Raw genomic sequence first — 21352 nt, forward strand, 5'->3', positions numbered from 1 at the left:
AGGGGTGCTTTTTTTGTGCCTGTTTTCCCTGGTTCTGCTGGCCCGCGACGAAGCCAGCATCCAGATCACTGGCCGGGCTGCGCCTGGCTCAGCACCAGCTTGCCGTTCTTGTCCAGCGGAATGGTCGAACCTGGCTCGTGGTCCATCTTCACCACACCAGCCTGGTCACCGATGGTGTACTTCACGGTGTAGCCCACCACCTTGTCGCTGATGTCGTTGACCGTGTTGCAGCGCGTTTGCGTGGTGGTGTAGGTGTCACGCTCCTGCATGCCTTCCTGCACCTTGTTGCCGGCATAACCACCACCCACCGCACCTGCGACCGTGGCGATCTTCTTGCCGGTGCCGCCACCGATCTGGTTACCCAGCAGGCCACCGGCCAGGGCGCCCACCACGGTACCGGCGATCTGGTGCTGGTCCTGCACCGGACGCTGGCGCGTCACGGTCACGTCCTTGCACACTTCGCGCGGCGTCTTCACCTGCTGCTTGATCGGTTGTACGTCAGTGACCTGGGCGTATTCCGGCCCTTTGTTCACCAAGCTGTAGGTCGCCACAGCACCTCCGGCTGTAACACCGACAGCACCCAGAACCGCACCCACCAGCATTGATTTGTTCACGTGGAATCTCCTGATCATACCCGCGGGACATTGCCCGCCTTCTCCCTGCCTTGGAGCAAAAAAAAAGGCGCGAGTTCAACACTCGCGCCTCTCTTTACGCCAAACGGCGTAGGACAAGCCCTTACGGACGGTCGTCCACACCCTCGGCCTTGACCGGCGGGATCAGGTCTTCACTGTTCAGGTTCAGCCAGATCAGCACCACGTTGGCGATGTAGATCGACGAGTAGGTACCCGCCATGACGCCCAGGAACAGCGCCAGCGAGAAGCCGAACAGGTTGTCGCCACCGAAGAACAGCAGCGCTGCGATCGCCAGCAAGGTCGACACCGAGGTGGCGATGGTGCGCAGCAGGGTCTGGGTGGTCGAGACGTTGATGTTCTCGATCAGCGACGCCTTGCGCATGACGCGGAAGTTCTCACGCACGCGGTCGAACACGACGATGGTGTCGTTGAGCGAGTAACCGATGATCGCCAGCACTGCCGCCAGTACCGTCAGGTCGAAGGTGATCTGGAAGAACGAGAGGATGCCCACGGTCACGATCACGTCGTGAATCAGCGAGACGATCGCCCCCACCGCGAACTTCCACTGGAAGCGGAACGCCAGGTAGATCAGTACCCCGCCCAGCGCCAGCAGCATGCCCAGGCCGCCCTGGTCACGCAGTTCTTCACCGACCTGCGGGCCGACGAACTCGACACGCTTGACGGTGGCCGGGTTGTCGCCGCCCACTTTCTGCAGCGCCTGGGCAACCTGATTGCCCAGTTGCGGGTCATCGCCAGGCATGCGCACCAGCAGGTCGGTGGTGGCACCGAAGCTCTGCACGATGGCCTCGTGGAAGCCGGAGTCGACCAGCTCGGCACGCACCGCCTTGAGGTCGGCCGGACGCTCGTAGGTCAGCTCGATGAGCGTACCGCCGGTGAAGTCCAGGCCGAAGTTCAAGCCCTTGTGCCACCAGCTGAACAGCGCCAGTACGGTCAGCAGGACAGTGACGGCGAACGCAACGTTGCGCACGCCCATGAAGTTGATGGTTTTCATCGCAGCTCCCTCAAACCCACAGCTTCTTGATGTCACGCCCGCCACAGGTCAGGTTGACCATTGCGCGGGTCACCATGACGGCGGTGAACATCGAGGTGAAAATCCCGAGGGACATGGTGACCGCGAAGCCCTTGACCGGGCCGGTACCCATGGCGAACAGGATGCCGCCGACCAGCAGGCTGGTCAGGTTGGCGTCGATGATCGCGGTGTAGGCACGGTTGAAGCCTTCGTGGATGGCGCGCTGCACCGACATGCCGTTTTTCAGCTCCTCGCGAATCCGCGAGAAGATCAGCACGTTGGCGTCGACCGCCATACCCATGGTCAACACGATACCGGCGATACCCGGCAGCGTCAGGGTCGCGCCCAACAGCGACATCAGCGCCAGCAGCAGCACCATGTTGCCCGCCAGGGCGATGGTGGCGATCACGCCGAAGCCACGGTAGATGGCGATGATGAACAGCGAGACGAACAACATGCCCCACAGCGATGCATCGACACCCTTGGTGATGTTGTCGGCACCCAGGCTTGGGCCGATGGTACGTTCTTCGGCGAAGTACATCGGTGCGGCCAGACCACCGGCACGCAGCAGCAGGGCCAGTTCGGACGACTCACCCTGGCCGTTCAGGCCGGTAATACGGAACTGGCTGCCCAGCGGCGACTGGATGGTCGCCAGGCTGATGATCTTCTTCTCTTCCTGGAAGCTCTGTACCGCCACTTCCTTCTCGACGCCATCAACGGTCTGCTTGACGTAGCGGGTCACCGGCTTCTGCTCGATGAAGATCACCGCCATGCTGCGACCGACGTTGCTGCGCGTGGCGCGGCTCATCAACTCGCCACCGTGGCCATCCAGGCGGATGTTCACCTGCGGACGACCGTGCTCGTCGAAGCTCGCCTGAGCATCGGTAACCTGGTCACCGGTGATGATCAAGCCACGCTCGACCGCAGCCGAACGGTTGCCGTCACGGAACTCGAAGACCTCGGTGGTCGCTTTCGAAGCACCTGGCTCAGCGCCGAAGCGGAACTCCAGGTTGGCCGTCTTGCCGAGGATACGCTTGGCTTCGGCAGTGTCCTGCACGCCCGGCAGCTCGACCACGATACGGTTGGCGCCCTGGCGCTGAACCAGCGGCTCGGCCACGCCCAGCTCGTTCACACGGTTGCGGACGGTGGTCAGGTTCTGCTTGATGGAGTATTCGCGGATTTCGGCGACCTTGGCCTGAGTCAGCGCCAGACGCAGCACGGAGAGCTCGTTGCGCTCGGTGGTGGTGATGTCGAAATCATTGAAATTCTTGCGGACCAGGGCACGTGCCTGTTCGCGAGTAGCATCGTCGGCGAAGCCCAGCATGATGCTGCCGTCCTGCTGGGGCAGGCTACGGTAGCGCACGCGCTCTTTGCGCAGCAGGGTCTTCACTTCGCCATCGTAGACCTTCAGGCGGGCGCTCATGGCCTTGTCCATGTCCACTTCCAGCAGGAAGTGCACACCACCGGAGAGGTCCAGGCCCAGCTTCATCGGGCTGGCACCCAGGTTGCGCAGCCACTGCGGGGTGGTCTGGGCCAGGTTCAGTGCGACGACGTAGTCGTCACCCAAGGTCTTGCGCACCACATCCTTGGCCGGCAGTTGGTCTTCCTGGTTGGTCAGGCGCACCAGCGCACTGCCCTTCTCGCCCAGGCTGCCACCCTTGACGGTGATACCGGCATCGGCCAGCGCCTTGGTGGCGCGGTCGAGGTCGGCCTGGCTCACGTGCAGCGCGGAACTTGCACCGCTGATCTGCACCGCCGGGTCATCCGGGTAGAGGTTGGGAGCGGAATAAATAAAGCCGACCGCCAGTACCACCAGGATCAGCAGGTATTTCCACAGAGGGTATTTGTTCAGCATCACGCCGCCCGTTCAAGACGCGGGGCGCTTTGCGCGCCCCGACTGGAAAAAATGAAACCGGTAACTCAGATAGCCTTGAGCGTACCTTTTGGCAGGGTCGCGGCGATGGCGCCCTTCTGGAACTTCAGCTCGACGTTGTCGGACACTTCCAGCACCACGAAGTCGTCGGAAACTTTGACGATCTTGCCGGCGATACCGCCGTTGGTGACCACTTCGTCACCCTTCTGCAGGGCGCCGAGCAGGTTCTTCTGCTCTTTGGCACGCTTGGCCTGCGGGCGCCAGATCATCAGGTAGAAGATGACCAGGAAACCGACCAGGAAGATCCACTCGAAGCCGGTACCGGCTGGGCCGGCGGCAGGGGCTGCAGCGTCCGCGTAAGCGGCGGGAATCAGAAAGCTCATGTAGCACTCCAGTTGCTGAATTTAGTTATGTGTGCGAACAGTCAGTCCAAAGGCGGAACGGGAAGTCCGCGCTTGGCATAGAAGGCGTCGACAAAGGCGGCCAATTTACCCTGTTGAATAGCCTCGCGTAAACCGGCCATCAAGCGCTGGTAATGGCGCAAGTTGTGGATGGTATTCAGCATGCTGCTCAACATTTCGCCGCACTTGTCCAGGTGATGCAGATAAGCGCGGGAGAAGTTGGTGCAGGTATAGCAGTCACAGGTCGGATCCAGCGGCGAATCATCGTGGCGATGGAACGCATTGCGGATCTTGATCACCCCTGTATCGACGAACAGATGGCCGTTGCGCGCGTTGCGCGTGGGCATCACGCAGTCGAACATGTCGACGCCGCGGCGCACACCCTCAACCAGATCTTCCGGTTTGCCTACCCCCATAAGGTAACGAGGTTTGTCAGCAGGCATTTGTGCCGGCAGGTAATCCAGCACCTTGATCATCTCGTGCTTGGGTTCGCCCACCGACAGACCGCCGATGGCCAGGCCGTCGAAGTCGATATTGACCAGCGCCTCCAGCGAGCGCATGCGCAGGTCCTGGTACATGCCCCCCTGAACGATGCCGAACAGTGCCGCGGTGTTGTCGCCGTGGGCGTTCTTCGAGCGCTGGGCCCAACGCAGCGACAGCTCCATGGAGGTGCGCGCCACATCGTGCTCGGCCGGGTACGGCGTGCACTCGTCGAAGATCATCACGATGTCCGAGCCCAGGTCACGCTGCACCTGCATCGACTCTTCCGGGCCCATGAACACCTTGGAGCCGTCGACCGGCGAGGCGAAGGTCACGCCCTCTTCCTTGATCTTGCGCATCGCGCCCAGGCTGAACACCTGGAAACCGCCGGAGTCGGTGAGGATCGGGCCTTTCCACTGCATGAAGTCGTGCAGGCCGTTGTGCTTCTTGATCACCTCGGTGCCCGGGCGCAGCCACAGGTGGAAGGTGTTGCCCAGGATGATCTCGGCGCCGATGGCCTCGATGTCCCGCGGCAACATGCCCTTGACCGTGCCATAGGTGCCCACCGGCATGAACGCTGGGGTTTCCACGGTGCCACGGGGGAAGGTCAGCCGACCGCGACGGGCCTTGCCGTCGGTGGCCAGCAGTTCGAAGGACATTCGACAGGTGCGACTCATGCTTGATCCTCGGGGCCGCGCGGCGCCGGATTGCGGGTGATGAACATGGCATCACCGTAACTGAAGAAGCGGTATCCCTGCTCGACCGCCGCGGCGTATGCGGCCATGGTCTCGGGATACCCCGCAAAGGCCGAGACCAGCATCAGCAGCGTGGACTCGGGCAAATGGAAGTTGGTCACCAGCGCATCGACCACGTGGAACGGCCGACCGGGGTAGATGAAGATGTCGGTGTCGCCACTGAACGCCTTGAGCACACCATCGCGCGCCGCACTCTCCAGCGAGCGCACGCTGGTGGTACCGACCGCGATCACCCGCCCGCCACGGGCGCGGCAGGCCTCGATGGCATCGACCACATCCTGGCTCACTTCGAGCCACTCTTTATGCATGTGGTGATCTTCGATCTTGTCGACCCGCACCGGCTGGAAGGTGCCGGCACCCACGTGCAGGGTGACGAAGGCACGCTCGACGCCCTTGGCGGCGATCTGCTCCAGCAGCGCCTCGTCGAAATGCAGGCCCGCCGTAGGTGCAGCAACCGCACCGGCACGCTCGGCGTAAACGGTCTGGTAGCGCTCACGGTCGGCGCCTTCGTCCGGGCGGTCGATATACGGCGGCAGCGGCATATGGCCAACGCGCTCGAGCAGTGGCAGCACCTCTTCGGTGAAGCGCAGCTCGAACAGCGCCTCATGGCGCGCGACCATTTCGGCCTCGCCACCGCCATCGATCAGCACCGTGGCGCCGACCTTCAGTGCCTTGCTGGCACGCACATGGGCCAGCACCCGATGGCTGTCGAGCACGCGCTCGATCAGCACTTCCAGCTTGCCGCCGGAGGCTTTCTGACCGAACAGCCGCGCCGGAATCACCCGAGTGTTGTTGAACACCATCAGGTCGCCCGGGCGCAGGTACTCGAGCAAATCGGTAAAGCGCTGGTGCGCCAGCTCCCCGCTCGGCCCGTCGAGGACCAGCAGACGGCTGCCATGGCGCTCGGCCAGGGGGTGGCGGGCGATGAGGGAATCGGGGAGTTCGAAGGAAAAATCGGCGACGCGCATGATCGTGTTCGGCTTGGCAGGGCCGGGAAGTTTAGCCCAATGCATGAAAATTGACCATGAAAGCCGATTGACCGGGTGCAGGAGCCTCTCTATACTGCGGCGCCACAAGCCCTGATGGCGGAATTGGTAGACGCGGCGGATTCAAAATCCGTTTTCGAAAGGAGTGGGAGTTCGAGTCTCCCTCGGGGCACCATCACATAGTTCCAAGCGGTCCCTACCAGACCTGGAACAACAAGAAACCGGCCAACGAGCCGGTTTTTTTGTGCCTGTTGTCAGTGCAGCCCTACCATCATTGTCGTCCAGTTACCTGATCAGTTGATTGATGCACCTTTTTTGGTACAATCCCATTCATGGACGAACCCCTTATCAAGCTGAACGTCAGATTTTTCCGCACGGAGGCAGGAAATGAACCCGTGCGTGAATGGCTGACAGAGCTGGACCGTGAAAGTCGCCGACTCATTGGAGTCGACATCAAGACCGTGCAGCTTGGGTGGCCGATCGGGATGCCTGTCGTACGCAAGATGGAGCCAGGACTCTGGGAAGTAAGGACGAGCTTGGTCGATACCATCGCCAGGGTTTTGTTTGCGGTAGAAGGTCAGACCATGGTCCTGCTTCACGGCTTCATCAAAAAAAGTGAGAAAACACCGGCGTCTGACCTGGCCACTGCCAGAAAGCGCAAAGCAACACTCAAGAGGAACAAGCAATGAACCAGCACATCGGCTCCGACTTCGATGATTTCCTTGCAGAGCAAGGGCTCGCAGAAGAAGTGTCTGCTGCTGCCCTCAAGCGAGTCATCTCTTGGCAGATCGCTGAAGCCATGAAGCGCCAGAAGATGACGAAGAAAGCACTGGCCATGCGCATGCATACCAGCCGTACCGCAGTAGATCGCGCGCTCGATCAGGACGATCCAGGAATGACCTTGGCGACCCTGGCTAGCGCCGCCCGCGCGCTCGGTCAGCGCGTCGAGGTGCGGCTGGTTCCAGAAAAAGAAACAGCCCACGCCTGACCCGTAGTCGATAAAGCTTTGAGTTTGTTTTTCTCAAGCTCAAATCGAATGGTCTATGCCAATACTGCGACTCCATGAAGAACCGACCAAAAGGTCGGTTCTTTTTTTAACTAGGTTTTGGCGATCTCAGCGCCGACTCAACGCCAGCCGCGCCGCAAACAACACAAACACCAGCCCGGTCGCCCGTTCCATCCACTGAATCACTTTCCCTTTGCGCAGCACACCCGCCATGGATTGTGTCGCACTGATCAACCCCATCGCCCAGATCAACCCCAGCAGCACATGAATTCCCACAAGCCCGAAGGTCCATGCAATCAGCGGCTGGCCTTGCGGAATGAATTGCGGCAGAAACGACACGTAGAAAATCCCGACCTTGGGATTGAGCAGATTGCCCATCATGCCCTTGAGGAACCAGTTCGCTGCCGGTCGCCTCTCGGCCTCGGCAGGCGCCAGCGACTGGCGTGGGCGCAGGAGCATGTTCACGCCCAACCATGCCAGATAGGCCGCGCCGCAGTACTTGAGGATGTCGTACGCCAGCTCGGAGACGGCGATCAATGCACCAAGGCCGAAGGCGACCGCCGCGCCCCAGAGCAGGCAGCCGGCGTTGATGCCCAGGGCCGCGCGCAGCCCCTGCTTGCGTCCTTCGACGGCGGAGGTTCTGAGGATCAAGGCGGTGTCGAGGCCGGGGGTTACCGTCAGCAGGGTAGCCGCGAGTGTGAAGGCAATCAGATTGTCGGCGATGGACATGGGGGCTCTACCTGGGCAGGAAGTTGCCCTAGATTAGCTTGGGCGACGCTTTTTTCGTTGTGGATAAGTGGCTCGATTTTCAGTTTTTCCCCATTCCCTGTAGTCCGTTTCCCAAACATACTCTCGGCCGCCTAAAGCCGTTGCGGTGCCATGGGGCGCGTTCTAGTCTCGCCCGGTCGTTGCTCATCAACGACCGGCTTTGACAGGCCGCATGCTCAAGTCCAAACGGCTGACCTCAATGGCAGCTGTACGTGGGGCACATTCGTGTGCGCCGGGTTCTTGAGCCTCCGGTCTGTCAACCCACGTACGGTTGCCTCCATTCGTTTGACAGCGATGGTTCGCAACTCCTGAAAACGGCTCAAGGAGTTACCATGTTAAAGATCGTCCCCGATCCCCCCTTCGCCCCCGAAAATCCCCACGCCCTCGAAGACCTCGTCCTCCAAATCATCGAACACCTCACCTGCGCCCTCGCCATCACCCACCACAGCACCGCCCTCACCCTCGGCTCCCCCGCCCAGCCCCTGACCATCACCACCGCCCACGAAGTCGATGCCGCCCTGACGCTGGCAGAAACCGCACTGAGCAGGATCCAGGTCCGTCACTGAAGGAGCATCGAACATGAGCGATACCACTGCAGGCGTCACCGGGTTCGGATATGGAGATGGCGACAAACCGCTGTTCCGGGTCGAGCCCGGACATGATTCGAAACTGGCAATGGAACAGGCGTCGGCGATGATGGCCTGCGCCAAGCGCATGACCTTGCTCGCCTCCACCGATGGCGAGGCCGACCTGGGCTGGGCCGCGCACTTGCTGTGCGACATGGTCAAGGCGGTGATGGACGACGTGGAGATAGGACGCGGGCGGGAAAGCCGCTAGGTCAGAGCCGCATTGTCGATAGGCTGGGGCTGCACGTGGCCCCGGCCTATTGAATCGAATCGGCTACACAGGCTGTGATTCAGTCGCTTGGGCGAACCGCTGGCTTCGCACCAGCAGCACCAAACTCCACACTTTGACGGCTTCCGCACCAACTCCCAGTAGAAAAAGCAGCCAGGGTGCTGGCGTAACAAGCACGTTGGGCCATAGGAAGGCGATAGGTATCGAGGGAAGCAGGATCATTCGAAATGGCGCCTGGGCCAGGCCGACATAGGCCGCAGCACGCACGCCTTTGATAAACAGCAAACCACTGGCGACTACCGAGAGATGCACCGCTACGCCTGTAAGGCCGATAAACAATGCCAACTCACCATGCTCACGTGACAAGGCAACAATGCTTTGCAGATCATCCCAAAATGGAATCCGACCACGGCGAATACTGGCGACTGCGTAGAGCACAATGATGAGCGCATCCATCGCACCCCAAGATAATTGAGTAAATCGCCGAAACCGATAATTCATCAAGGCCAGAACACCATAGCGGGAGAACACACGAACTCACCGGATTGATTGCTATGCAAGGTCAGACGCCCAAGTACCAGAAACTTACCACCGGTCTTGAGGGGCTCCATGTAGATGCAGGCACTGCGCATCAGAAGTCCTCCGGCTTGGCGCGACGTCTGCGCGCTCGGCGACCGCTGGTCTCTTCCTTCAACTCAGAGAAGGAGACTGAAGCGTCCTCCAGAGGACGAAAAACCTTGTCTGTGAGACCAAGCTTCCACAGCACGAGCATCAACGATCTAACACTGACCGATGGATCCCCAAGCTCGATTCGACGCAGCATCTTCTCGGTAACGCCGAGTCTACTGACCACATCCAGTTGCCGGACACCCTGCTCCAGGCGCGCTGTTTTGACTAGAAGCCCTATGCGCTGGAGGCTTGCGTCACAATCCACCGGAAAAAACCTTTCCATAAGCGGCTCAATCTGTCCGACTAATTGAAATAAACGGACGATTATATCCGTTTATTTGTGAGTTGCGCGGCGCTGAGATGAGTGAAAACGCGCTAATCCATCTGCCCGTCCCGACTCGCTGGCGTAGGTCAAAAGAGGTCGGCCTGCTGAGCGAACTCAAAACCAACACATAGCAGTTACGCAAGTGCGGGTGTCACACCAACGCCCCATACCGCCCCGCCACCACAATCCTATTCCGCCCCGCACTCTTGGCCTGGTACAGCGCCATATCCGCCTCATGCAACCAGGCCTCGGCGCTCTGCAGATGCCCACCAAAAGGCGCGATGCCGATGCTCAGGCTCAACCCCTGCTCCGGCAATTCAGGATGGCGATAACACTCCACCGCCTCGCGCAGCCGCTCGAGCACTTCCTCGGCCTGGGCCACGCTGACGCCGGGCAGCATCACGCAGAACTCGTCACCGCCATAGCGGGCCACCGGGTCGCTCTTGCGCAGGTGGGTTGGCAGGAAGGCGCTGAGGGTGCGCAGGATGTCGTCGCCCATCAGGTGGCCGTGACGGTCGTTGATCTGCTTGAAATGGTCGATGTCGATCAGTGCCAGCACATTGGCCTGATTGTCGCGGCGGCAACGCTGGAATTCGCGCAGCAGCAGGTCTTTCCAGGCGCCGTGGTTGATCAGGCCGGTGAGGCTGTCGGTCTGGCTCAGGCGCGAGAGAGTGCGTTTATGCTGGGCGAGCTGGACGGTGACCTGATAGCAGATCAGGCCAATGGCCATGGGATAGATCAGCAGGATCGGCAGGCATGCAAGCATCTGTGCCTGACTGGTAGGCGGGAATAGCGGTGGTGCGTACAACCAGAGCCCCAGGCCAATGCCCAGCGCCTGGGCGAGGAAGGTCTTGCCGAGCATGTGCCAGCCGCCTGCGGCGATCTTGTCCATGGCGATCATCGACAGGATGATCACGCTCGGCAGCGGGTTGAGCCCCATGACACCAGCCCAGCAGCCTCCGGCGAAGCCATCGAATACCAGGTTGCGCTGCTCGGCGCGAAAGGGCTGCTTCGACAACCGGGCCAGCTGATACGCGACGTGCGGCCAGACGAAGCCGTGCAGCGCGAGCAAGGCCCAGGTCCACCAGGCCGGCTGCAGCGGCCAGATGCCAATGAGCACACAGAAGAATCCAAGCCCGGTGCCGATGGCGCGGGGTGGGTACATGCGTTTGGCGAAGGAAAGACCCTTACCCGTTCGCTCGATCATCGAGGGCTCACCGAAAAAATGGACTGTCCTTGAATGCACCGGACAGGCAGCCAGGCGGGAAAGTGCCCTGGGGTTCGGCGTTCGAGCATTGTGCCACTATCGAAAACAGGACTTCAAACGTGCTGGACGAAATACACTAACCGTCGGGTTAATTCCGTCTCGACTCAGCAGATACGGTAGACGCTTCACTAGACATGCGGAGCCGGGCGACGCAAATGTGATCGAGCGCTCGGGCTATCTCGCCCGCATCTCCGTCTACCAAAACCTGTCTCCAGTACTCGGCGATTGCAATCTCGCTGTCCAGCAGCTCAGGCAAGCTGAAAGTGGATAATTCGAGCATCATCGCCAAGATCTCCGTTTCGTCGGATTGTCCAAGGTCGCCGATATTCTAATGGGGCTCACCTAACGAACCGTCTGATAAATATGCGGCCTGTTTCCGACGCAACCACAACAAAACACGTCCAGTAACATCCAACCAGCCTGCCCACCGAACCTTGCCCCGCCCCCGACGTCGGATCCTTCATCCGCTCCACGAAGAGATCCCTGCGTGAAAAACTACCTCGTGCGCAAGTACCGCCTGGTCCTCAAGACCTTCAACTACATCGGCTGGTCGCTGCTGTGGCTGCTGGTGTGGGACATCCTGGTCACCATCGATTTCATGCTGTTCTTCAACAGCAAGTTCAGCCTGCCGCTGATCCCACTGACGCTGCTGGGTTCAGCGCTGGTGGTGCTGGTGAGCTTTCGCAACAGCAGTGCCTACAACCGCTGGTGGGAAGCGCGCACGCTGTGGGGGGCGATGGTGAACAGTTCACGCAGCTTCGCGCGGCAGGTGCTGACGCTGGTGGACGATCCGGATGACGGGCTCAATCCGGTCAAGGCGACCTTGCTGCGTCGGCATGTGGCCTATGTGAACTGCCTGGCAGCGCACCTGAGGAACGAGCCGTGCCCGCCGGAACTGATGGCGTTCATCCCCCATCACGAGTTCGAGCGGCGCAATGGTTCGAACAACTTCGCCAATGACATTCTGGCCGGCTCCGCCGCCTTGCTGGCAGGCGAATACAAGGCTGGGCGGCTGGACAGCATTCGCCTGGCGCGGCTGGAGTCGACGCTGGTAGACCTGTCCAACGCCCAGGGCGGGATGGAGCGGATCGCCAATACACCGCTGCCCTACCCCTACGTGTATTTTCCGCGGTTGTTCATCACGCTGTTCTGCGTGATCGTGCCGATCGGGCTGGTCGAGTCGCTGGAGTGGTTCACGCCGCTGGCTTCGACGGTGGTGGGCTTCATGCTGCTGGCGATCGAGCGGATCGGCACCGACCTGCAGAGCCCGTTTCGACGCAGTGAGCACCAGATTCCGATGGACACGATCTGCGAGACCATCGAACGGAACCTGGAATCGATGCAGCGCGAAGCGCAATGTGGGGAGTGGGTGGACTGAGGCCGACCCGTTCACCTACGCCCGCACATACCGTTGGCGCAGTACATCGCTGAAGGCATCCACCAGCAACACCAGCACCAGCATGCCGATGATCACCGTGCTGGCCTGGGCTTCCTGGAACAGGCTGAGGGTGGTGTAGAGCATCTGCCCCAGCCCGCCCGCGCCGACGAAGCCCAGCACACTGGCCATGCGGATGTTGTTCTCCCAGCGATACAGGCTGTAGGCCAGCAACTGCGGCCACAGATTGGGCAAGGTGCCAAAGCAGAACGCCGCGACCTGGCTCCCGCCCTGCAAGCGGATCGCCGCCGCCGGCTCGGCGGGGGCATTCTCCAGCGCCTCGGCGAACAGGCGCCCCAGCACGCCTGCGGTGTGCAGCGCCAGGGCCAGGGTGCCGGCATTGGGCCCGAGCCCGGCTGCCAGCACGGTCAAGGCCGCCCACACCAGCTCAGGGATAGCCCGCAGGGCATTGAGCAGCAAGCGCGCCGCACCCTGTAGCGGCCAGCCGAAGCGCCCGGCCGCAGGCAATGCCAAGAGCAGGCCGAGCAGCATCGCCAGCAAGGTGCCCAGCCCGGACATGGCGAGGGTCTCCAGCGCACCGCGCGCCACCGCACGCAGGTGCTCGGAAGAAAGATCAGGGCTCAGGAAGCGCGAGGCGTACTCGCCCATCTGCGCCAGGCCACCATTGCCGATGACAGACGCAAGGTCGAGTTCCAGGTAGGCGAACGACGACACCACCGCCGCAACGATGGCGACGATCACCAGCAGGTTGATCGCCCGGTTCATGTCAGCCTCCCACGCAACACGCGGCTCAACACATCGGCCAGGGTGACCAGTACGAGAAACGCCAGCAGCATGCTCGCCACCTCGGCGCCGGCGAACATGCGCATCGACAGGTCGATCTGCTGCCCCAGCCCACCGGCACCGACAAAGCCCATCACCACCGAAGCTCGCACCGCGCATTCCCAGCGGTAGACCGTGTAAGACACCACCTCCGCCGCCGCCACCGGCAGGATGCCATAGCAGAACGCACTCAACCGTCCGCTGCCGGCCTGCATCAAGGCATGGGCCGGGCGCTGGTCCACCGACTCGAAGATCTCGGCATAGACCTTGCCAAGCATGCCGCTGTAGGTGATGGCGATGGCCAGTACCCCCGCCGTCGGCCCCAGCCCCACGGCGCGCACGAACAACAGCGCCCAGACGATCTCCGGCACGCTGCGCAGGAACACCAGCAGGCCGCGCACCGGCATGCGCACCAGCCGCGACCAAGGCCCCGGGCGGCCGGCGCGTGATGCCGCCCTTAACGACAATGCCCGGCTGCCCACCAGGCTGGCCGGGATGGCCAGCAGCAATGCCAGGGTCATGCCGGCAGTGGCCACGGCAAGCGTCTGCAGGGTGGCTTCGAACAGCAACGCCAGAAACTCCCGATCAAGGGCAGGCGGCCAGAAGGCGCCTACGAAGCTCGCCATCTGTCGACGGTTCTCGGCTTGCAACAGCACCCCGGGGTCGAGTTCGCTCAACTGCAACCCCGGCCACAACAGGGCCAGGCACAACAGGGTCAGCAACAGGCGTGGCAGCGCCGCTGGGTCGCGGGCATCGGTCTTCAGCATCGCGGAATCTGCACCGTCAGCGTCGGCCCCACGGTCGTCGGCGACGCCAGTTGCTCATTGGCGTAGAGGGCGTCGAGCAAGGCATCGGTCACCGCCGCTGCCGAGCAATCGAACACCACACGCCCTTCGCGGATACCAATCACCCGGGGAAAATGCGCGAGCGCCAGCTCCACCGCATGCAGGCTGGCGACCAGTGTCACGCCATGGGTTTGCGCGTGGCGATTGAGCAGGGCCAGGCTGTGATCAGCCAGCACCGGGTCCATCGCCGAGACCGGTTCGTCGGCCAGCAATACTTCAGGTTGCTGGTACAGCGCACGGGCGATACCCACCCTTTGCAACTGGCCACCGGACAGCTGCCCGCACTGCACGAACAGCTTGTCGGCCAGCCCCAGCTCCGCCAGCACCTGTCGCGCGCCCGGCACATCGCTGGGGTGCAGCAGATTGAGCAGGCCACGCAAGGTGCCCCACTGGCCAAGACGCCCGGCCAATACGGCGGTGACCACCCGCTGGCGCGGCGGCAACGGCGGTGCCTGATGCACCAGCGCGACCCGCGCCCGCAGGCGTTGCCGCGCGCCCGCCGACAGCGCCCAGGGCTGTTCGCCAAGCAGTTCCAGGTGCCCGGCGCCGGGCTGCACGGCCGTGGCCATCAGGTGCAGCAGGCTGGACTTGCCCGCCCCCGACGGCCCGATCACCGCCACCCGCTCGCCCTTGTCGATGCGCAGGCTCACGTCTTCGAGGGCGCGTACCTGGCCGTGCCGAAGCCCTGCCGCGTGCAGTTGGATACTCACTTGAGCAAGCCGGCCTCACGGGCAGCCTGTTCGGTGCCGGCGTAGTTTTCGGGTTTGGTCTCGATGAAGCGGCTGGCCGCCTGCAGGTCGAGGATCGCCTTGTGCTCAGCCTTGGCCGGGTCGAGGGCGAGGAAGGCTTGCTTGATCTTGTCTTTCAGGGCCGGGTCCATGTTGCCGCGCACCGTCCAGTTGTAGTCGTAGTAGGTCGGCGTGGTGGCGAACACTTTCACCTTGCTGGTGTCGACCTTGCCCGCATCGACCAGCTTCTGCCAGACACTGGCGTTGAGTACGCCGGCATCGACCTTGCCCGCCTGAACCCAGGCCACGGTGGCGTCGTGCGCGCCGGAATAGGCAACCCGACTGAAGTAGCTCTCAGGCTTGATGTTGTCTTGCTTGAGCATGAAATAGCGCGGCATCAGGCTGCCGGAGGTCGAGGAAATCGAACCGAAGGCGAAAGTCTTGCCCTTGAGGTCGGCCAGGCTCTTCACGTCCGGGTTGGCGGTGATGAACTTGCTGGTGAACTGCGCGTCCTGCTCGCGCTGCACCAGCGGTGTGGCGGTCGGGTCCTTCAGGTGCACCTGGACGAAGGTAAAGCCACCCAGCCAGGCAAGGTCCAGGCGATTGCTGGCCAGCGACTCGACCACCGCCGGGTAGTCGGCGACCGGTACGAACTGCACCTTCATGCCCAGTTGCTGCTCGAGGTATTCACCCAGCGGCTTGAACTTGCGCAGCAGCTCGGTCGGCGCTTCGTCGGGAATAGCGCTGACCCGCAAAGTGTCGGCGGCCTGTGCGATGACGGCGCAGCAGGACAGCACGAGGCCGGCGGCGAGCGCCAAGGGGCGTTTGAGCATGGGAGTTCTCCGGTTCAATAGCGGGGAAAGTGCCGGCGACGCACCGACTGCGGGAATTATAAGAGCCGATGGCGCAAAGGCCAGCTTTGCTACAATCGCGCAACAATTGGACCCCGAGGTACCTATGAGCGAGCCGATTCGCCTGACCCAGTACAGCCACGGCGCAGGCTGTGGCTGCAAGATCTCCCCCAAGGTGCTGGATGTGATCCTCGCCGAAAGCGGCAGCCAGGCGCTGGACCCCAAGCTCTGGGTCGGCAACGCCTCGCGTGACGACGCTGCCGTGTACGCCCTGGACGACGAACGTGGGGTGGTCTCGACCACCGACTTCTTCATGCCCATCGTCGACGATCCGTACGACTTCGGCCGTATCGCCGCGACCAACGCCATCAGCGACATCTACGCCATGGGCGGCGACCCGCTGATGGCCATCGCCATCCTTGGCTGGCCAGTCAACGTATTGCCGCCTGAGGTTGCCCGCGAGGTGATCCGTGGCGGCCGTGCGGTCTGCGCCGAAGCGGGCATTCCACTGGCCGGCGGCCACTCCATCGATGCGCCCGAGCCGATCTTCGGCCTTGCGGTGACCGGCGTGGTCGGCAAGCGCAATCTCAAGCGCAACGACACCGCGACCGTCGGCTGCACGTTGTACCTGACCAAGCCTCTGGGTATCGGCATCCTTACCACTGCCGAAAAAAAATCCAAGCTGCGTGAACAGGACCAAGGCCTGGCGCGCGACTGGATGTGCACCCTGAACACACCCGGCAGCCGCTTCGGCAAGCTCGACGGGGTCAAGGCCATGACCGACGTGACTGGCTTCGGCCTGCTCGGCCATCTGGTCGAAGTCGCCGAAGGCAGCGCTCTCACCGCGCGCCTGCAGTTCGATGCAGTACCGCGCCTGCCGGGTGTCGAGCACTACCTGGCCGAGGGCTGCATCCCCGGCGGTACCCTGCGCAACCACGAAAGCTATGGCCACAAGATCGGCGCCCTGAGCGATGAACAGAAGCACCTGCTGTGCGATCCGCAGACCAGCGGTGGCTTGCTGGTGGCGGTGAGCCCCGAGGGTCAGGCGGAGTTTCTGGCGGTCGCCGCTGAACTGGGCCTGGATCTGGCGCCGATCGGCACGCTGGTCGAGCGACAGACCTACGCAGTCGAGGTGATTTGATGCGCCCCGACTGCACCGACTTCAAACAGCTGTTCCTCGACGATGCGCCGATGATGGACATGCGCGCACCGGTCGAGTTTGCCAAGGGCGCCTTCCCCAACGCCATCAACCTGCCGCTGATGAACGACCAGGAGCGGCAGAAGGTTGGCACCTGCTACAAGCACCAGGGCCAAAGCGCAGCCATCGCCCTGGGGCACCAACTGGTCAGCGGCGCGGTCAAGCAGGCGCGCCTGGAGGCCTGGGCCGCATTCGCCCAGGCCCATCCCCAGGGGTATCTTTACTGTTTTCGTGGCGGCCTGCGCTCGCAGATCGTCCAGGGCTGGCTGAAAGAGGTGGGCATTGACTATCCGCGGGTCAAAGGCGGTTACAAGGCCCTGCGGACCTTCCTGATGGACACCACCCAACAGGCAGTCGAGCAATGTGACTTCGTGCTGCTGGGCGGCCTGACCGGCACCGGCAAGACCGACGTGCTGCTGCAACTGGACAACGTGCTCGACCTCGAAGGCCACGCCAACCACCGCGGTTCGAGCTTCGGCAAGCGCGCCACCGTGCAACCTGCACCGATCGATTTCGAGAACCGCCTGGCCATCGACGTGCTGAAAAAACGCGCGCGGGGCGTGCAGCAGTTCGTGCTGGAGGACGAGGGGCGGATGGTCGGCAGCTGCTCGGTGCCGCTGGCGCTGTACCAAGGCATGCAGCAGTATCCGCTGGTGTGGTTGGAGGACAGTTTTGCCAATCGCGTCGAGCGCATCCTGCGCGACTACGTGATCAACCTGTGTGCCGAATTCGTTGCCCTGCATGGCGAAGAGGATGGGCGCCGCCTGTTTGCCGAGCGCCTGCGTCAGAGCATGGGCAATATCCACAAGCGTCTGGGGGGCGAACGCTTCCAGCGGCTGTATGCGCTGCTGGAGCAGGCGCTGCAAGTGCAGTTGCACAGCGGTGAGGTGGATCTGCACCGAGGCTGGATCGAGGGTCTGCTCAACGAGTACTACGACCCGATGTATGCGTACCAGCGTGAGGCGAAGTCGGGCAGGATCGAGTTTGCCGGTGATGCACTCGAGGTGCGGGAGTACTTGAAAGCACGGGCGCTGCGCCGGCGCTGATTGCCCCGCGGGGCATGGCACCGGCTTTGCCGGTGCGGTACCTCTAGGAGCAGCGGTTCGCCGCTGCGACTTGTCCCGCGAACACGGGCGTAGCCCGTGCCAGGCAGCGCGGTGTATTTTTCGCGGGCAAGCCCGCTCCTACAGGGTTCGAGACCGTTCACTGTCCGGGGCTGAGAATCCGCTCCAGCTCCGCGGCGCGCTCGCGGGTCATGTCCAGTACGCACATGCCGCCTTCGAGTTGCGCCATGGTCCCGCCGCTGGCCTGGACATGGAACTTGCAGTTCTTGTCACGAAAGCTGATCCAGTCGCGCTGCACTTCACGCAGGCTTTTCTGCTGCGGCGCATCGAGCTTGCCGAGCAACTGCTTGTAGACACGGTTGAGGCGGTCGTCCTGCAGCTTGGTTTCATCCTTGATGCAGGCGCTCATCGCAACGGTGCTGGAGGCCTTGTCCATGCATTTGGTATAGGTGGGGGAGTTCTCGTCGGCTTGGGCCTGAGAGGCGAACACCAGCGCGGCAACGACGGCTGCCAGGGAATGCTTGAACATCGAAGAGAACCCTCTGATCAGAAAGATTGCCAGCCTAGCAGCAAGTGCGCCGCAAGGCCCCTGTGACCCTGTGAAATCGGACCTGTCCTACGCGCGCGAATGCCAGCCCCGACAATGGGCAAGGATCAGCTCGCGCAACCACTGATGCCCAGCATCGCCCTCGCGTCGGGCATGCCAGGCCTGGGCAAAGCTGAACGCGCTGATCGGCAGCGGCGGCTCGAATACGCGCAGGGCCTTGTCTGGCGGGCTTGCTGCCAGGCTGCGCCGGGCCACGGTCAACACCAGGTCGGTCCCGGCCAGCACGGTCTGGGCCACACCCCAGTGCGGGAGCGTGAGGGCAATGCGCCGACGGACGCCGAGGGCCTTGAGTGCCTGGTCAATCTCGTTGTCGATACCGGGGCGTACCGCCACCAGCACATGCGGACGCGCCAGCCAGGCGTCGAGGGTCAGGTTGCCGCGCACCGGCAAGGTGCCACGATCGGCCACGCAGACGAACGACTCGTCGAACAAACCCTGCTCATGGATCTCCGACGGCAACTCGGGGAACACCCCAAGCGCCAGGTCGACCTCCCCGTCGATCAACTGCCCGAGCATCGCTTCGCGACTGCCCTGGGAGACGACCAGATCGATCTGCGGTGCCAGGGTGCGCAACTCGCGCATCAGCGCAGGCAGAACCACCTGGGCGCCATAGTCGGACATCGCCAGGCGAAAGGTGCGGCGAGCCCTGCCCGGCTCGAACCCCGGGCTGCCCAACAGCCCGTCGAGCTGCGCCAGTGCCTGCTGCAATGGGTCGCGCAGGGCCTGGGCGCGGGGGCTGAGTACCAGGCGCGCGCCACGACGCACCAGCAGCGGGTCGGCGAAGATATCGCGCAGTTGCGCCAAGGCATGGCTCACCGCCGGCTGGCTGCGGTGCAGGCGAATTGCTGCCCGGGATACGTGCTGCTCGCTGAGCAGGGCATGCAGGGTCAGCAGCAGGTTGAGGTCGATGCGACGCAAATCATCCATGTGACGAATAAGGCCTGTGCAGAATTCGAATTTCCATCATTTAAGCGCATACAAGAGACTGGACCAAGGTTATCCACAGGAGCTCACGCCATGCCCAAGGTCATTGCCTTGTCCGCCATCCTTCCCTTGCTCATCGCCCTGCTCGCCGGGGCGGCGGTGCCTTTTCAGGCTGGCAGCAATGCTGCATTGGGGCGCTTGCTCGGGCACCCGTTGTGGGCAGCGGGGGTTTCGCTGCTGGTCAGCCTGATGATGCTGGTGCCAGCACTGTTGCTGATGCGCGCGCCCATGCCACAGCTGCAGAACCTGGCCCAGGCACCCTGGTGGGCCTGGCTGGGGGGCGTCGCCGGGGTGATCTACATCACCGCCGCGTTGGTGCTGACGCCACGCCTGGGCGCGGCGGGGTTCATCGTCTGCGTGATCGCCGGGCAGGTGCTGTCGTCGTTGCTGATCGACCAGTTCGGCTTGATGGGCCTGCCGGAGAAACCCGTGAACCTGCCACGGCTGTTGGGGGTGGCGATGATCGTCGGGGGCATGCTGGTGGTGCAGTGGGGCACGGCACGCAGCGCCTGAGCCCAGGCCGCTACAGGCTGTGTGCAGGCTCGGGGGGCATCAGCACCTGATCCACCTCGAAGCGCAGCGAGGGCATCTGCGTGGCGGCATACAGCATCACGCCGAGCGCTGCGATCAGGGCCACGTCCAGCCAGTTCCAACCCGGCATGTCGTCGGCCTTGCGGGCCTTCCAGCACCACCAGGCATGACCTGCGCAGAAGGTGAGGATCGACAGCGACCACAGGTAGAACCCGGCCCCGAAACCCGTGACATCGTGGAATGCGTAGCTGCGGTTGTCGGGAAGCCGCTCAACGCCGAGGCTGCTTGCCGCCAGATATAGCGCCAGCAGACCGAACAGCAGCGACAGCCGCCGCAAGCGCCGATGGCTCAGGATCGCCAGCGCCAGCAGGGGATTGGCGAACCACTGATACAGCTCGAATGCCACGCCCCAGGGGCCGTAGAGCAGCATCTGCAAAGCAGGCATATGCTGCTCGGCGCCCATCAGGGCGCCATCGAAAAACAGGCCAAGCAGGTAAAGCAGCAGGCTGATGCTGATGTAGTAGGCTGGCAACCGGAGCTCCATCGGATCGGGCGAAACCCCGACCTTACCGCACCCGCGCCTCAGACGACAGGCGGTTCCAGCAACAACCCGTAGATCCCCGAGTCGGACAACTCGCCCGCCACGCACCAACGGGCGCGCAAGGTGCCTTCGAGGACGAAGCCCTGGCGCTCCAAGGTGCGCGCCGAGCCTTGGTTGCGCGGGTCGATCTCCGCCTCCAGGCGGCGCATGTGCAGGGTATGGGCCAGATAGTCGATGAAGCAGGTCAGCGCCTCGTCCATGTAACCCCGGCCTTGCACGGCCTTGGCCAGGCAGTAGCCGATCTCGCCGCGACGCGAATCGTCATCGAGATTGAACAACTGGACCATGCCGATCAGTTCGCCATTGTCGCGACGGTACATGCCGAGCTTGAGCAGATTGCCGGCAGCATAGGCTTCGCGATCGGCGGCCAGGGCGCTTTCGGCCTCGGCCAGTTCCTGCCAAGGGGCGTGGTGCCAGAAACGCATGACCTCAGGATCAGCCATGATCGCCAGCCACTGCGCCGCATCGCCATGACGCATGGGGCGCAGTTGCAGGCGCGGGCTGTCCAGGCACAGGTCGCTGGGGAAACTGCGGGGGTGGGTCACGCAGGGACTCCTGTCCGACTTTTGGGAAGATGACAGTCTAGCGTCAGCGGCGTGATGAAAGTAAGCCGGGCGTCAGTGAGGGGCCTATCACGCAACAAGCCCGCGTCCACCAGATCCGTGGAAGCGGGCTTGT

General features: G+C 62.8%; 26 protein-coding genes and 1 tRNA gene. 9 read left to right on the forward strand and 18 right to left on the reverse strand.

The window, feature by feature from the left end:
- Window positions 1-65: 65 nt before the first annotated feature.
- The 6 genes from ACTYOL_RS22845 to queA all read right to left on the reverse strand — a co-directional run bounded on the left by ACTYOL_RS22845 (window position 66) and on the right by queA (window position 6139).
- The gene (locus ACTYOL_RS22845; RefSeq protein ID WP_054892545.1) at window positions 66-614 is read right to left on the reverse strand and encodes a glycine zipper 2TM domain-containing protein; all 549 of its coding nucleotides are present in this window, start codon (window positions 612-614) and stop codon (window positions 66-68) included.
- A gap of 121 nt (window positions 615-735) precedes the next feature.
- Window positions 736-1644, reverse strand: a complete 909-nt coding sequence (gene secF / locus ACTYOL_RS22850) for a protein translocase subunit SecF (protein WP_197892313.1) — start codon at window positions 1642-1644, stop codon at window positions 736-738.
- Window positions 1645-1654: 10 nt separating this feature from the next.
- A complete protein-coding gene (secD, locus tag ACTYOL_RS22855; RefSeq protein ID WP_054925563.1) occupies window positions 1655-3517 on the reverse strand; it encodes a protein translocase subunit SecD in 1863 nt (620 codons plus the stop codon).
- A 65-nt stretch (window positions 3518-3582) separates the two neighbouring features.
- A complete protein-coding gene (gene yajC, locus ACTYOL_RS22860; RefSeq protein ID WP_054892542.1) occupies window positions 3583-3918 on the reverse strand; it encodes a preprotein translocase subunit YajC in 336 nt (111 codons plus the stop codon).
- Between the two features lie 41 nt (window positions 3919-3959).
- Window positions 3960-5075 (reverse strand): tRNA guanosine(34) transglycosylase Tgt, encoded by a 1116-nt coding sequence (tgt, locus tag ACTYOL_RS22865; RefSeq protein WP_162144435.1) that lies wholly within the window; start codon window positions 5073-5075, stop codon window positions 3960-3962.
- A gap of 14 nt (window positions 5076-5089) precedes the next feature.
- Window positions 5090-6139, reverse strand: a complete 1050-nt coding sequence (gene queA, locus ACTYOL_RS22870; RefSeq protein ID WP_197892315.1) for a tRNA preQ1(34) S-adenosylmethionine ribosyltransferase-isomerase QueA — start codon at window positions 6137-6139, stop codon at window positions 5090-5092.
- Between the two features lie 108 nt (window positions 6140-6247).
- Here queA and ACTYOL_RS22875 point away from each other — a divergent pair.
- The 3 genes from ACTYOL_RS22875 (at window position 6248) to ACTYOL_RS22885 (ending at window position 7145) form a co-directional block, all read left to right on the forward strand.
- Window positions 6248-6332 (forward strand) — tRNA-Leu (locus ACTYOL_RS22875).
- A gap of 157 nt (window positions 6333-6489) precedes the next feature.
- Window positions 6490-6846: a type II toxin-antitoxin system RelE/ParE family toxin gene (locus ACTYOL_RS22880; protein ID WP_153773241.1), complete on the forward strand. Its 357-nt coding sequence runs from the start codon at window positions 6490-6492 to the stop codon at window positions 6844-6846.
- Window positions 6843-7145, forward strand: a complete 303-nt coding sequence (locus ACTYOL_RS22885; RefSeq protein ID WP_197892317.1) for an XRE family transcriptional regulator — start codon at window positions 6843-6845, stop codon at window positions 7143-7145. The genes ACTYOL_RS22880 and ACTYOL_RS22885 overlap by 4 nt, the downstream gene beginning before the upstream one ends.
- Before the next feature lie 126 nt (window positions 7146-7271).
- Here ACTYOL_RS22885 and ACTYOL_RS22890 read toward each other — a convergent pair whose 3' ends face one another.
- Window positions 7272-7892 (reverse strand): LysE family translocator, encoded by a 621-nt coding sequence (locus tag ACTYOL_RS22890; RefSeq protein ID WP_444757093.1) that lies wholly within the window; start codon window positions 7890-7892, stop codon window positions 7272-7274.
- Between the two features lie 371 nt (window positions 7893-8263).
- Here ACTYOL_RS22890 and ACTYOL_RS22895 point away from each other — a divergent pair, with 371 nt between their 5' ends.
- The gene (locus ACTYOL_RS22895) at window positions 8264-8497 is read left to right on the forward strand and encodes a hypothetical protein (protein ID WP_153773244.1); all 234 of its coding nucleotides are present in this window, start codon (window positions 8264-8266) and stop codon (window positions 8495-8497) included.
- 13 nt (window positions 8498-8510) lie between these two features.
- Window positions 8511-8768, forward strand: coding sequence for a DUF3077 domain-containing protein (locus tag ACTYOL_RS22900; protein ID WP_054892538.1), 258 nt, complete (start codon window positions 8511-8513; stop codon window positions 8766-8768).
- 63 nt (window positions 8769-8831) lie between these two features.
- On the opposite strand, the gene ACTYOL_RS22905 is transcribed toward ACTYOL_RS22900, so the two are convergent.
- The 3 genes from ACTYOL_RS22905 to ACTYOL_RS22915 all read right to left on the reverse strand — a co-directional run bounded on the left by ACTYOL_RS22905 (window position 8832) and on the right by ACTYOL_RS22915 (window position 11330).
- Window positions 8832-9317: a hypothetical protein gene (locus ACTYOL_RS22905; protein WP_197892319.1), complete on the reverse strand. Its 486-nt coding sequence runs from the start codon at window positions 9315-9317 to the stop codon at window positions 8832-8834.
- Between the two features lie 614 nt (window positions 9318-9931).
- On the reverse strand, window positions 9932-10987 hold the full coding sequence (locus ACTYOL_RS22910) for a diguanylate cyclase (RefSeq protein WP_197892326.1): 1056 nt from the start codon (window positions 10985-10987) through the stop codon (window positions 9932-9934).
- Window positions 10988-11135: 148 nt separating this feature from the next.
- Window positions 11136-11330, reverse strand: a complete 195-nt coding sequence (locus ACTYOL_RS22915; protein WP_332261749.1) for a hypothetical protein — start codon at window positions 11328-11330, stop codon at window positions 11136-11138.
- 204 nt (window positions 11331-11534) lie between these two features.
- Between ACTYOL_RS22915 and ACTYOL_RS22920 the strand changes: the two genes are divergently transcribed.
- On the forward strand, window positions 11535-12425 hold the full coding sequence (locus ACTYOL_RS22920) for a bestrophin family protein (protein WP_444757094.1): 891 nt from the start codon (window positions 11535-11537) through the stop codon (window positions 12423-12425).
- A gap of 15 nt (window positions 12426-12440) precedes the next feature.
- On the opposite strand, the gene phnE is transcribed toward ACTYOL_RS22920, so the two are convergent.
- From phnE to ACTYOL_RS22940, 4 genes are read right to left on the reverse strand one after another with little or no spacing between them, the layout of a single operon-like run.
- Window positions 12441-13208: a phosphonate ABC transporter, permease protein PhnE gene (gene phnE, locus ACTYOL_RS22925; protein WP_112899138.1), complete on the reverse strand. Its 768-nt coding sequence runs from the start codon at window positions 13206-13208 to the stop codon at window positions 12441-12443.
- Window positions 13205-14032, reverse strand: a complete 828-nt coding sequence (locus tag ACTYOL_RS22930; RefSeq protein ID WP_444757095.1) for a PhnE/PtxC family ABC transporter permease — start codon at window positions 14030-14032, stop codon at window positions 13205-13207. Before ACTYOL_RS22930 ends, phnE begins: the two co-directional genes overlap by 4 nt.
- A complete protein-coding gene (locus ACTYOL_RS22935) occupies window positions 14026-14820 on the reverse strand; it encodes a phosphonate ABC transporter ATP-binding protein (protein WP_151925219.1) in 795 nt (264 codons plus the stop codon). The genes ACTYOL_RS22930 and ACTYOL_RS22935 overlap by 7 nt, the downstream gene beginning before the upstream one ends.
- Window positions 14817-15671 carry a putative selenate ABC transporter substrate-binding protein gene (locus ACTYOL_RS22940; RefSeq protein WP_153773250.1) on the reverse strand — a complete coding sequence of 285 codons (855 nt, stop codon included), beginning with the start codon at window positions 15669-15671 and terminating at the stop codon, window positions 14817-14819. The genes ACTYOL_RS22935 and ACTYOL_RS22940 overlap by 4 nt, the downstream gene beginning before the upstream one ends.
- 124 nt (window positions 15672-15795) lie before the next feature.
- On the opposite strand from ACTYOL_RS22940, the gene selD reads away from it, so the two are divergent.
- Together selD and mnmH are read left to right on the forward strand one after the other, a co-directional pair.
- Window positions 15796-16830, forward strand: a complete 1035-nt coding sequence (gene selD, locus ACTYOL_RS22945; protein WP_323453305.1) for a selenide, water dikinase SelD — start codon at window positions 15796-15798, stop codon at window positions 16828-16830.
- On the forward strand, window positions 16830-17933 hold the full coding sequence (mnmH, locus tag ACTYOL_RS22950) for a tRNA 2-selenouridine(34) synthase MnmH (protein WP_153773252.1): 1104 nt from the start codon (window positions 16830-16832) through the stop codon (window positions 17931-17933). Before selD ends, mnmH begins: the two co-directional genes overlap by 1 nt.
- A gap of 157 nt (window positions 17934-18090) precedes the next feature.
- On the opposite strand, the gene ACTYOL_RS22955 is transcribed toward mnmH, so the two are convergent.
- Together ACTYOL_RS22955 and ACTYOL_RS22960 are read right to left on the reverse strand one after the other, a co-directional pair.
- On the reverse strand, window positions 18091-18480 hold the full coding sequence (locus ACTYOL_RS22955; protein WP_054892525.1) for a lysozyme inhibitor LprI family protein: 390 nt from the start codon (window positions 18478-18480) through the stop codon (window positions 18091-18093).
- A gap of 87 nt (window positions 18481-18567) precedes the next feature.
- Window positions 18568-19485: a LysR family transcriptional regulator gene (locus ACTYOL_RS22960; RefSeq protein ID WP_112899144.1), complete on the reverse strand. Its 918-nt coding sequence runs from the start codon at window positions 19483-19485 to the stop codon at window positions 18568-18570.
- Window positions 19486-19575: 90 nt separating this feature from the next.
- Here ACTYOL_RS22960 and ACTYOL_RS22965 point away from each other — a divergent pair, with 90 nt between their 5' ends.
- On the forward strand, window positions 19576-20055 hold the full coding sequence (locus ACTYOL_RS22965; protein ID WP_151924415.1) for a DMT family transporter: 480 nt from the start codon (window positions 19576-19578) through the stop codon (window positions 20053-20055).
- Between the two features lie 10 nt (window positions 20056-20065).
- Here ACTYOL_RS22965 and ACTYOL_RS22970 read toward each other — a convergent pair whose 3' ends face one another.
- Both ACTYOL_RS22970 and ACTYOL_RS22975 read right to left on the reverse strand, forming a co-directional pair.
- The gene (locus ACTYOL_RS22970; protein ID WP_444757096.1) at window positions 20066-20605 is read right to left on the reverse strand and encodes a hypothetical protein; all 540 of its coding nucleotides are present in this window, start codon (window positions 20603-20605) and stop codon (window positions 20066-20068) included.
- Window positions 20606-20655: 50 nt separating this feature from the next.
- The gene (locus ACTYOL_RS22975) at window positions 20656-21219 is read right to left on the reverse strand and encodes a GNAT family N-acetyltransferase (RefSeq protein ID WP_054892521.1); all 564 of its coding nucleotides are present in this window, start codon (window positions 21217-21219) and stop codon (window positions 20656-20658) included.
- Window positions 21220-21352: the final 133 nt, after the last annotated feature.

The sequence above is a fragment of the Pseudomonas sp. A014 genome, assembly GCF_052378495.1.
Lineage (GTDB): Bacteria > Pseudomonadota > Gammaproteobacteria > Pseudomonadales > Pseudomonadaceae > Aquipseudomonas > Aquipseudomonas machongensis.